The sequence below is a fragment of the Synergistaceae bacterium genome, from assembly GCA_017443945.1.
Classification (GTDB): Bacteria; Synergistota; Synergistia; order Synergistales; family Aminobacteriaceae; genus JAFUXM01.
Window position 1 is genome coordinate 37,684 of the sequence record JAFSXS010000012.1, and the last position, 11,512, is coordinate 49,195.

General features: G+C 41.9%; 13 protein-coding genes. 2 read left to right on the forward strand and 11 right to left on the reverse strand.

What is annotated here, in order from left to right; translation table 11 throughout:
- Positions 1–8 precede the first annotated feature (8 nt).
- Entirely contained in the window at positions 9–749 is a 741-nt protein-coding gene (locus IJT21_01485) for an adenosylcobinamide-GDP ribazoletransferase (GenBank protein ID MBQ7576919.1), read from the forward strand.
- A gap of 15 nt (positions 750–764) precedes the next feature.
- Here IJT21_01485 and IJT21_01490 read toward each other — a convergent pair whose 3' ends face one another.
- Entirely contained in the window at positions 765–935 is a 171-nt protein-coding gene (locus IJT21_01490) for a hypothetical protein (protein ID MBQ7576920.1), read from the reverse strand.
- 408 nt (positions 936–1,343) lie between these two features.
- Here IJT21_01490 and IJT21_01495 point away from each other — a divergent pair, with 408 nt between their 5' ends.
- A complete protein-coding gene (locus IJT21_01495; GenBank protein MBQ7576921.1) occupies positions 1,344–3,023 on the forward strand; it encodes a nucleoside kinase in 1,680 nt (559 codons plus the stop codon).
- A gap of 150 nt (positions 3,024–3,173) precedes the next feature.
- On the opposite strand, the gene coaE is transcribed toward IJT21_01495, so the two are convergent.
- The 10 genes from coaE to IJT21_01545 form a co-directional block, all read right to left on the reverse strand.
- Positions 3,174–3,749: a dephospho-CoA kinase gene (coaE, locus tag IJT21_01500; GenBank protein MBQ7576922.1), complete on the reverse strand. Its 576-nt coding sequence runs from the start codon at positions 3,747–3,749 to the stop codon at positions 3,174–3,176.
- Positions 3,709–5,721, reverse strand: coding sequence for a UvrD-helicase domain-containing protein (locus IJT21_01505; protein ID MBQ7576923.1), 2,013 nt, complete (start codon positions 5,719–5,721; stop codon positions 3,709–3,711). Before IJT21_01505 ends, coaE begins: the two co-directional genes overlap by 41 nt.
- 34 nt (positions 5,722–5,755) lie before the next feature.
- Positions 5,756–5,989 (reverse strand): UvrD-helicase domain-containing protein, encoded by a 234-nt coding sequence (locus IJT21_01510; GenBank protein ID MBQ7576924.1) that lies wholly within the window; start codon positions 5,987–5,989, stop codon positions 5,756–5,758.
- Positions 5,982–6,344: a hydrogenase maturation nickel metallochaperone HypA gene (locus IJT21_01515; protein MBQ7576925.1), complete on the reverse strand. Its 363-nt coding sequence runs from the start codon at positions 6,342–6,344 to the stop codon at positions 5,982–5,984. Before IJT21_01515 ends, IJT21_01510 begins: the two co-directional genes overlap by 8 nt.
- A complete protein-coding gene (locus IJT21_01520; GenBank protein ID MBQ7576926.1) occupies positions 6,344–7,150 on the reverse strand; it encodes a protein-glutamate O-methyltransferase CheR in 807 nt (268 codons plus the stop codon). The genes IJT21_01515 and IJT21_01520 overlap by 1 nt, the downstream gene beginning before the upstream one ends.
- 15 nt (positions 7,151–7,165) lie before the next feature.
- A complete protein-coding gene (frr, locus tag IJT21_01525) occupies positions 7,166–7,723 on the reverse strand; it encodes a ribosome recycling factor (GenBank protein ID MBQ7576927.1) in 558 nt (185 codons plus the stop codon).
- A 6-nt stretch (positions 7,724–7,729) separates the two neighbouring features.
- Complete coding sequence (locus IJT21_01530; protein ID MBQ7576928.1) at positions 7,730–8,443, reverse strand: UMP kinase; 714 nt, start codon at positions 8,441–8,443, stop codon at positions 7,730–7,732.
- Between the two features lie 69 nt (positions 8,444–8,512).
- Positions 8,513–9,385 (reverse strand): elongation factor Ts, encoded by an 873-nt coding sequence (locus IJT21_01535; GenBank protein MBQ7576929.1) that lies wholly within the window; start codon positions 9,383–9,385, stop codon positions 8,513–8,515.
- Positions 9,386–9,388: 3 nt separating this feature from the next.
- Positions 9,389–10,207 (reverse strand): 30S ribosomal protein S2, encoded by an 819-nt coding sequence (rpsB, locus tag IJT21_01540; protein MBQ7576930.1) that lies wholly within the window; start codon positions 10,205–10,207, stop codon positions 9,389–9,391.
- A 291-nt stretch (positions 10,208–10,498) separates the two neighbouring features.
- Positions 10,499–11,512, reverse strand: a 1,014-nt coding sequence (locus tag IJT21_01545; protein ID MBQ7576931.1) for a hypothetical protein, incomplete at its 5' end; no start/stop codon positions are given.

Consider the following 11,512-nt stretch of genomic DNA (forward strand, 5'->3'; position numbering starts at 1 on the left):
TGCGAAAAATGTTAAAATCTTTATTAATCGTCTGTTCCTTTGTAAGTATTATACCAGTTCCGCAGAAATTTTTGCCTGAATGGACGAGTCAGAATTTGCGATTTTTTTGCGTAATGCTGGCTTTGACGGGAATAATAATTTTTTCGCCGTTATGGATGGGATTATATATTTTATTGCGTGAATGCGTAAAATTTTCCGGCCATTTTCGCGGATTAGTCATGACTCTTGCAACACTTGCATTAACCGGCGGTCTTCACATGGACGGGCTTATGGACACTAGCGACGCAATTTTTTCACACAGAGACAGACAGACACGGCTAAAAATTTTATCGGACACTCACGCGGGGTCATTTGCTGTAATGGCTTGCGTAAGTGCTTTAATGCTGAAAACTTTTTTATTTGCTGAAATTTTCGAGAGTGATAATATAAATTTTTATGAGCTTGCATTAATTCCGGCTTGGTCGCGTTTGGGCATGGCTTTATTGCTGAATAATGTAAAATTTGCGAAATCCGGCGGGCTTGCTGTAATGCTGGGAACGTCAAGAAGTTCACGCGATAATTTTATTTTTGCGGCGGTTTATGTATTTCTTGCAGTAATTGATATTTCATGCGGGGTAATTATTTTATTGAGTCTCGTGATATGGCGTAAAGTTTGTATAAAAATTTTCGGCGGCATAACTGGAGATTTGCTCGGCGCATTTGTTGAGGCCAGCGAGATAATTTTATTGTTCGTGAAAGTCTTGCAGTGAAGCGGGATAATTATTTTATTGAGTCTCATAATATGGCGTAGAGTCTGCATAAAAATTTTCGGCGGCATTCGTTGGGGTCAGCGAGATAATTTTATTGTTCGTTAAAGTCTTGCAATGAAGCGGGGTAATTATTTTATTGAGTCTCGTGATATGACATAGAATCTGCACAAAAATTTTCGGCGGCATTCATTGAGGTCAGCGAAATAATTTTATTGTTCGTGAAAGTTTGGCAGTGAAGCGTAATAATTATTTTATTGAGTCTCTTAATATGACATAAAGTCTGCATAAAAATTTTCGGCGCATTTGTTGAAGTCAGCGAAATAATTTTATTGTTCGTGAAAGTTTGGCAGTGAAGCGTAATAATTATTTTATTGAGTCTCTTAATATGACATAAAGTCTGTATAAAAATTTTCGGCGCATTTGTTGAGGCCAGCGAGATAATTTTATTGGGACAATCCAGTTAAAGCAAGAAATACAGCATAAATCAAAATTTTTCTCTCTGCAATCTTTAATAAATTCGCAATAATAACGTAACTGACTGAATCTAAGCTATAATTACACAAATTATATTTATATTAGAGAAGGTGTTAAACAATGGCATTTACAGTTTGTGTATTAACTGCGGCACTTAAGCGCGATCAATATATAGCAACTTACATAGCAGGAGACGCGCCCGTAACTGGTCATGACGTAATGGAAGAAATGATCGCCCGACACGGTATGCCCCAGCGCAGAGTTATAGCTTGGTTCGTAAATAATTACACCCGCCCTCTTGATTGGGTTATAGATGAAGATGCAACAGTTGAATTTATCATGACAAATTCGCCTACAGGTGTGAGAATATATCAACGTTCATTAGGCTTTGTATTAATAATCGCATGTGCAAGAGTTTTAGGCCGCAAAGCAATTCTAAGACATTCATTAGCAGATAGTTTGTACTGGGAATTTGAGGACGGGGCAGTAACTCAAGCCGACATTGACAAAATAAAATCAGAGATGAACGACATAATCAGGCGCGATGCAGTTATAACGCGTGAAATTCTCACGATAGACAAGGCACGTAGAGTCTTTCAGAGGCAGGGAGAAACGGAAATTGCAGAATTATTTGTGCGCGCAAATTTAGATCCTGTTGAAGTTTATCGCTGCGGGGAAAATTACGGATATTTTTGCGGCGGGACAATGGCTCCATCAACAGGAATGCTGCGATTATTTGACATAGTTTTATATGAGCAGGGCATGTTATTAAGGACTCCGACTGTTCAATCACCCGACGAGATCCCGCCGTTGAAAGCAGATCCTTCAATGGGAAAAATTTTCTTTGATTATGCTCACTGGCTGCAAGTCTTAGATTTAAATTATTTGAACAAATTACATCACAGAGTCACAGAAGGGAAAATTCAAGAATTAATCTTAATCGCCGAAGCCTTTCACTCGCAAAAACTCGGCAGCATAGCAGAAGACATCGCCGCACATCCCGTTAAAGTCGTAACAATTGCGGGGCCTTCAGGATCTGGCAAGACAACATTTTCAGAACGTCTCAAGGTTCAATTAATGGTCTGCGGAAAAACGCCCGTGACTCTCCCTCTTGATAATTACTTCAAGGAACGCGAAGACTCACCCAAAGACGAGACCGGAGAATATGATTATGAAAGACTCGACGCGCTAGATCTTGATTTACTCGGTGATAATCTTGCAAAAATCTTAGCTGGCGAAGAAGTTATTACACCCGTTTATAATTTCATAACCGGAAGGAAAGAGCCCGGCAAAGTCATAAAATTAAAACCTTCTGACGTGTTAATCATGGAAGGTATTCACGGCCTGAACGATAAAATTTTAGAGATGCTCCCAGAGTCGAGCCGTTACGGTATATTTGTCTCGCCATTGACTGGAATTTGCATAGACCCTCACAACAGAACGCGCACGAGCGACAATAGATTATTACGGCGCATAATCCGCGATTACAGAACAAGGGGAAAATCTGCGCAGGTAACTCTTGAAGTTTACCCGAAAGTTATCAGAGGTGCAAAACAATATATTTTCCCGTACAGAAGCCGTGCAAATGCGATATTTAATTCTGCTCTGCCATATGAACTCGGAGTCTTGAAGCCCTATGTTGAACCGTTATTGCACACTGTAGACGAGAATTCATCAGTTTTTAGCGAGGCCTTGAGATTATTAAATATTTTGCGGTTTGTGCCTGCGTTGAATAATGACGGGATCCCAAATAATTCAGTAATTCGCGAATTTATCGGCGGAAGCTGTCTCGACGTATGAGTCAAATTTCTTTATCTCTGGTTATATAAATAATTTTTCGACGTTAATATCCGAACTTGTCAGGATTCTTGCTAATGACGGGAATATTTGCTGGCAGGTCGGAAATTTTGTCGATAATCTGGATTTACGAACAGGCAATCAAGATACGAGTCACAACGTTTGACTCACAAATAAATTTATCTGACTCTCTAGCTCATCAAGTCCGTAATTATTTGCTATTATATAATCACTCAATGAAATTTTATGACTCTCTGATAATAAAAGATTTTCGCGCCGTGATAGTTCTGACTCACTCCAGCCGCGATTATTTATGCACCTTTCGAGCCTGACTCTAAAATCTGCGCGGACATAAATAATTTCATCAATCCATGAAGGCCGCCCGACTTCAAATAATAACGGAATCTCTAACACGGAAAGTGATAAATTTTTTGCGCGCTCGTGTAATTCTGCCATGACTAACGGGTGTAACATGTCATTACAAAATTTATATTCGCTCTCATTATTAAAAATGTGCCGTGAAATTTCTGACTTGATAATATTTCCTGACGAGTCAATTATATTTTTTCCCCAGCGTTTGACGGCCAGAGATTTAATTTTTTCGCTCGACCACAAATCAGCGACTATTGAATCAGCGTCAAATCTTTCACAGCGCAATTTTTCAGCCAGTAATTTACTAACTGTCGATTTACCAGCTCCGATACTTCCTGTTACTGCTATAACTGTCATAATAATTATTTTTCTTGTAAAAAGTTTTTTGTATGGGAGCAGCTTTACCCCTGTCATCAACTTTTTGACACGAGTCGGGAATCTCGAACAAGAATCGCGAGAAACCTTTTTGAATTATTCCGCCGTAAAGCCTTCTCGACCTTGCAGCAGTCAAATATAATCTCTCTTCAGCGCGTGTCATTCCGACATAACATAATCTGCGTTCTTCTTCCATTTCGTCGGCGTTGTCGCGGGCGTGTGAACTCGGAAAAATATCTTCTTCGAGTCCTACGAGAAAAACAACAGGAAATTCTAACCCTTTTGACGCATGAAGAGTCATTAAATTTATTGCGCTCTCTTGGTCATCATTCTGCGTGTCTGCGTCGGTGTATAGTGCTGCTTCTGCAAGAGTCTCGCTTAATTTTCCTTCCGGTACGATAGATTTTAACTCTTTGACGTTTTCGAGTCTGTCGCTCCAGTTTTCGGGGTCATGCTGCTTTAGATATTCGCGATAATTCATATCATCTATTACATAATTTACTGCTGGTCTAATTCCGTCATCGGCAATTTCTAATATTGCGCACATGTGAGACGCGAAATTTTTTATAGCCTCAAGAAACGCGCCTTTAACGTCCCAAGCACCGCCGAGAACGAGAGACCATATTTTTGACGGATCGTCGCGAAAATCTTTCTGTGATGAGAGCCACTCTTCAAACTCTGCACGACGCTTCGGCCCCATACCCTTAATTGCGAAATTTGCGGCTCGGTCAAGTGCTGCACGGTCAAAGGGATTTAACGCGAGCTTCAACAGTGATAAAACGTCGCGCACCTCCATGCGGTCATAAAACGACAAGCCTTTAATGATTCTGTAGGGTATGTGATTCTCTAAAAATTTTTGCTCGTAAATTCGGCTCATTGCATTTTGTCTGTATAAAATCGCGATGTCATCATAATCGTAATTATAAATTCGCTGTAACCTCTCGACTTCCTGAACGATAAAATCTGCCTCTTGAAAATCGTTTTGCGCTAAAAGTGTGTAAATTTTTTCGCCGTTACTTCTTGACGTGTGCAAATTTTTCTTGAGTCGCGCTGTATTGTTGCGTATTAAGGCATTAGACGCGGTTAAAATATTTCCTGTAGATCTATAATTCTCGTCTAATACAATAGTTTTTGCGTTGTTAAAATCGTGCTCGAAATTAAGAATCATTCGAATCTCTGCGCCTCGCCAGCCGTAAATTGATTGATCGGGATCTCCTACGACATTTACAATACAGTTAGGGCCGGCCAAGTATCGAATTAATCTGTATTGAGGCAAATTAACATCTTGATATTCATCAACTAGAATCCATTGCAGGCGGTCTTGTTCATAACGTTTAATTTCAGGGACTCGGCGTAAAATTTCGAGCGGCAAAATCATCAAGTCATCAAAATCTACCGCGTTTAATTCTCTGAGTCTTGTTCTGTATGCCTTAGCGAGCTTAAATGTTGCCTCGTCAAGTTCAGACTCCTGCGAATGTTCCGACCATAAAATATAATCGCGTGCTATTGCGTCCATTGCCTGAGCCGGTGTTAATTCGCCTTCAGGAAATTGCAACTCTTTCATTAACTGCTGCAATAATGACCGTGAGTCGTTCCTGTCAAGGACTGAAAAATTATTTGCGAGTCCTGCAATATCTGACGCTGCGTCCCTGTGCCTGAATAAGAATCTAACGCCGAAACCGTGAAATGTCCCCGCCTGAACTTTAACGCCCGGAAGAAGTGAATCAATGCGCGATTTCATTTCCCCTGCTGCTTTGTTCGTGAAGGTTACTGCTAAAATTTTTTCAGGGTCTGCGATATTTTCAGCTGCGAGCCAAGCTATTTTATGAGTCAGGACTCGAGTCTTTCCGCTTCCTGCACCTGCTAAAACAAGTAAAGGCCCGTCAGTGTAAGTAACTGCTTCCTGCTGTCGTGCTGATAATTGACGTAAAATATTTTCTCCGTTTTCATTCATGATTGTAAAAATTTTTGCCTGCCTCGTATTGTTATTATAGCGAAAATTTACCCGTGAGTCGTCGCCACCCGAACATGAGTCTAACGCCGCGCGATTTCATTTCTTCTAAAATTTTTTCAGCTGCGAGCCAAGCTATTTTGTGAGTCAAGACTCGAGTCTTTCCGCTTCCTGCACCTGCTAAAACAAGTAAAGGCCCGTCAGTGTAAGTAACTGCTTCCTGCTGTCGTGCTGATAATTGACGTAAAATATTTTCTCCGTTTTCATTCATGATTATAAAAATTGTTGTCTACTTCTATAGCTTCTATACCGAGTTCGAGACCCGATAATAATTTAACATCGCTGCTTCCGCAAGTGGGACAGGTAAAATCTTTGTCTTCGCGGATTCCTATTCTGCCACAGGAATAACAGCGCAAAGTTACAGGCAGCATAATAACCGATAAAATTGCGCCTTCTGCGGGAGTGTCCTTTGTGAGACCTGCGAAAATAAACGACATTAATTCAGGATTGACGCTCCGCAGGCCTCCGACTCTAGCAATGACTCGGCGTACTTTTTTCCAGCCTTGTTGATTGCATAGGGTCAACACTACATTTTTCAGCGAATTTGTTAAAGAGTGCTCATACATTATTTTTTCGTATACAAGAACGGACCGGCCGACTCAAATCCTATTTGCTGATAGCCGTAAATCTGCTCAGTTGATCCGACCAAGAAATAACCGCCCGACGCAAGAGCATCAAAAAATTTCTTGTAGAGCTTATCTTTAGTAGCACCGGTGAAATAAATTACTACGTTACGGCAGAGAATCAAATCAAAATTTGCGCCGAAGGGATCTTCAATCATGTTTAATTTCTTGAATGAGACTCTGCGCTTTATTTCCGGGTTAACGTCGTAAGTAGCTCCGCCGTCCTTAGTTGTGAAATATTTTGCGAGATATTCTTTAGGGACGTTGAGTAATTGAGACTTGCGGTAATTTGCTTTCTGTGCCGTATTAATTGCGCCTTGATCTATATCAGCAGCTAAAACGGGATTCATCGTGTCGAGACCGCATACAGCCGACAAAATTGCGAGTGAGTAAGGCTCTTCACCGGTTGCACAACCTGCGCTCCAGAGTTTGAGACGTTTTGTACCGCGTTTCTTGATTAATTCAGGAATAATTTTATCGCGCAATTTCCACCATTGAGAGTCGTTGCGGAAAAATTCAGATACGTTAATTGTCAAGTGGTCAAGAAATTCACGTAATTTTTTCTCGTCGCTGTTGATGATGTCAAAATATTCGTCGTGATTCTTGCATTTCCAGCGGTTCATTAACTCGTGAGTCCTGCGGTGGATTTGGTCTTTGTACGAGTTTAAATCTATTCCCGTCAGACGCTTAAATTTCATCTTGAACGTTACATAACCGGGCGTGTTATACTGGGTGCTTTCGTCTGGCATAATTTATAACCTCCTTTAATCTTCGAGTACTTCTTTTTCCTTTACCTTGTAGACCTCGTCAATTTTCTTGATGTACTTGTCCGTAATGTCCTGCACATCTTTAGTCAATTTCTTGAGGTCATCTTCTGTAATTTCTGAGGCCTTCTCCTGTTTCTTGAGGGCTTCTATTGTGTCGCGGCGGTAATTTCTGATTACGACTTTAGACTCTTCTGCTTTGCGTGCTAAAATTTTCGTGAGTTCAACGCGCCTAGCCTTTGTCAATTCCGGGAGGGTCATTCTTATTACAGTGCCGTCGCTTTGAGGGGTCATTCCGATATTTGCTGCTAAAATTGCCTTCTCGATAGCTTTTAGAGTCGACTTGTCGAACGGTGCGACCTGAATCGACCTGCTTTCAGGTATAGTAACATTTGCGAGCTGCTTAATCGGTGTAGGGCTGCCGAAATAATCAACTTTTATATCACTCACGAGTCCCGGGTGCGCGCGGCCTGTCCTGATTGATAAATATTCACTCTGAAGAAAAGCTATAGCCTTATCCATATTTGCGCGGAGTTCTGCAAGTTCATCTATTGCCATCGTAAATTAATCCTCCTTTAATATTGTGCCGGTGTTGATGCCGTTAATTATATTATCTGCCCAGCCTGAGTCCTGAATATTTATGACCCAGACAGGAATTTTATTCTCGCGGAAAATTGCGAATGCTGCCGTGTCCATTACTTTAATATCGCGTGAGATTGCTTCATTATAAGTAAGTTCGGGAATAAATTTTGCGTCAGAAAACTTTTCCGGATCCTTGTCATAGATTCCATTGACCTTAGTACCCTTTATAACGCAGTCGAGTCCGAGTTCAGAAGCACGCAGAGCCGCCGCCGTATCAGTCGAGAAAAACGGATGTCCGGTCCCCGCCGCAAAAATTACGACATTCCCCGACGCAAGAAAATCTCTAGCGCGTTCACGATTATATAAATCAGCAATAGGGGGCATTCCTACAGCAGATAAAATTTTCACGGGAATATTCAAATTTGCAAGAGCTGCTTTTACTGCTAGTGCATTCATGACAGTTCCAAGCATACCCATTGAATCAATTATTACGCGGTCAAGTCCGTAATCAAGCGCATCACGTCCGCGTAACATATTACCTCCGCCGATTACAAGTGAAAGCTCAAAGCCTGCATCACGAATCTTTGCTAAATTTTCCGCGAAATCCTGAACGACTCCGAAATCAAATCCTGAGTGCTTATCCCCTGCAAGCACTTCACCAGAGAGCTTTAATAATATACGTCTGAATCTGGGCATTATATCAGCCTCCGTTCATAAATTACAAAAATACCCGGCGCGAATTAACACACCGGGCAAAATTTTTTATTACTCGCCTATAGCAAAACGTGCAAAACGCTTCACTGTAATTTTTGTGCCGAGCTTCTTTCCGACCTCAGCAAGCAAATCTTTTATTTTCTTGTCAGAATCTCTAATATATTCCTGTTCGAGCAAACAAGCTGTCTCGAAATATTTTCTTAATTTGCCGGGAATAATTTTCTCGATCTTGTCGGCCGGTTTTCCCTCGTCTAAAAGCTGCTGGCGGTAAACTGCTTTCTCGCGCTCTAAAACGTCTTCGGGTACATCTTCAGACACTAAATATAACGGGTTGGCCGCTGCTATCTGCATACAAATTTCGTGTCCTAACTCTGCAAATTCGGGTGAGTCAAGTTTTGATTTATCTGCTGACTCGAGTTCAAGCAACGCACCTACTTTATAATTGCTGTGAATGTAACAGAATGCGCGCCCGTCAGCTACGTCAAATCTTGCAAAACGCTTCAGCACGATATTTTCGCCGAGTTTGGCAATAATCGCCGTGATTAATTCATTAATTGTGCTGCCTGACTCGTGAACGCTTGCAAGTAATGACTCAGTGTCAGCAAATGCCTTATTGAATAAATGAGTCGTGATGTTATTTCCGAGTCCGTTAAACTCATCAGTCTTAGCAACAAAATCTGTCTCGCTGTTAAGTTCGATCATTACACCCAATTTACCGTCAGGGCTTACGATGTGGAAGATTCTTCCGTCGCTTGCGTTGCGTTCTGCCTTCTTTGCTGCCTTTGCTAGACCTTTTTCGCGGAGATAATCAATTGCTTTCTCCATATCGCCGTTAGTCTCTGCAAGAGCTTTTTTGCAGTCCATCATGCCTGAACCTGTGCGCTCGCGTAATTCTTTAACTTTTGCGGCTGTAATTTCTGCCATAATTTAACCCTCCATTGTCTCGTCGTCGATATTGCCCTCATAAGTATCATGGAGGCGTTCACGTTCAGCAATTAATTTTTCGTCGTCGCTAAGTGCATCGGTGCCGCTTAACTCCTGAACAGGAATAATAACAGCGTCCTCGCCCTGCCTGCCCTCGATAACAGCATTAGCCATTAAACCTGTAATTAATTTAATTGCTCTGATAGCGTCATCATTGCCGGGGATGGGATAATCAATCATTTCAGGATCGCAGTTTGTGTCTACGATTGATACGACCGGAATATGTAATTTTCTTGCTTCTGCGATTGCGTTTTCCTCGCGTCTTGGGTCAATCAGGAAAATTGCATCAGGTACGGCTGTCATTGCTGCGATACCGCCGAGATATTTCTCAAGTTTTAACTGCTCTTTCTTGAGTGCTGCTGTTTCCTTCTTTGTAAATTCTTCCCATGTGCCTTCTTCATCATATTTGCGGAGTTCAAGCATACGGGAAATTCTGCGCCTGATTGTCGGAAAATTAGTCATTAAACCGCCGAGCCAGCGTTGATTGATGTAATACTGCCCGCAACGTGTAGCCTCGTCTCTGATTGTTTCCTGAGCTTGTCTCTTAGTGCCGACAAATAAAACGTGTCCGCCTGCTGCTGCTGTTTCGCGAATAAAATCGTATGCGCGGTCAAGGCCTTTGACGGTCTTCTGAAGGTCAATGATATAGACTCCGTTACGTTCGGTGAAAATGTAAGGCTTCATTTTGGGATTCCAGCGGCGTGTTTGATGTCCGAAATGGACTCCGCATTCAAGCAACTGCTTCATACTTGCTACTGCCAATTTGTTATGTCCTCCTATAAAGGTTTAATCTGCGCCCAAGTTTTAATCACGTTCTTGTGTGACACCTTTAATTTAACCGGGCGTGCGAAATTTGTTACGTCTCTAAGTATATCACAAAAAAAAGCGGGACACCCACACTCGGATATCCCGCTTGAAATTTCTTGTTTTACTTCAGAAGTATTGAACCGAATCTATATTCCGTTTTCCTTCCCCTTGTATCATCAAAACTTTACGGTAAAATCTCGATTCAAAACCTCTTTGCGCTAAATAATTAATTGTTTCAGTCTCAGATTAGAAGGAGATTGACGTTCTGAATCTGACGATATTGTCTTTCTCTTCTGTGTTGGGCGCGCCGAAGTCGTTATCAACATGTACGTAGTTAAGTCCCATTGTTGTGTAGTCATTGAGCTTATACTGTACGCCTACGCCGATTTCTTTCGGTTTTGCTTCTGTACCGTTGTAGTTTGCATTCTTAACCTTGTAGCCATAGTAGAAGATGTGAGTTGCAATCTTGTCTGTCCACTGCTGGCCGAGAGCGATTCTCCAGTACTTAATGTCGTAAGCTGCCTGAATACCGCCATATGTATAGTAATCATTGACGATATCGCTTCCGCTATAGAAGAAACGACCCTTATCAGCTTTCGTATTGATAAAGCCTTCGTCGAACTGGCCGTACTCGAGCCATAAGCTGGTGAACTTCAATGCGTCTTGCTTTACGTCAAAGAGAACTGCCCAGTGGTTAGAATCGTCAAAGAGTTTGCTACGATCGGTTCTATTCAATGAATGCCAGCCCCAATGTCCAGCTGCATCCTGCTGAAGCTGCTCTAACTTCCAGTCCTGATGATAGAAAATACCTCTGAATGCGATATTCTCGGTGAAGTTGAAGTTGAGTGCTGCATAAACTGTCCATAAGTTCTTAAATGTAAGATCGCCTACGCCGTAAGCAGGATTTCCATTTGCATCCGTATAAAGCGCACCTTTTGTATCTTCATTGTCTCCGATGAAAATCTGACCGCCGAGATCTAATCCGATACGCTCTGTGAACTTGAATGAACCTCTTGCCATGAACATCCAGTCGCCGCCATTGAAGCCATCATTATACGCCTTCACAGCAGTTGTACCTTTTGAATCGGTAAATACGCTCTTGTCGTTACCGCTGATACGGTTAGGATGTGCTAACACTGCCTGAACCTGGCCAATACCGAAATTCTTTGTAAGTCCAAATCCGTTATACTCCCAGTCTGTAAGGAGTGCACCGCCGACCCAGCTTCCAGTCTCCGGAAGAGGTATCTTGTTGAATGCGCC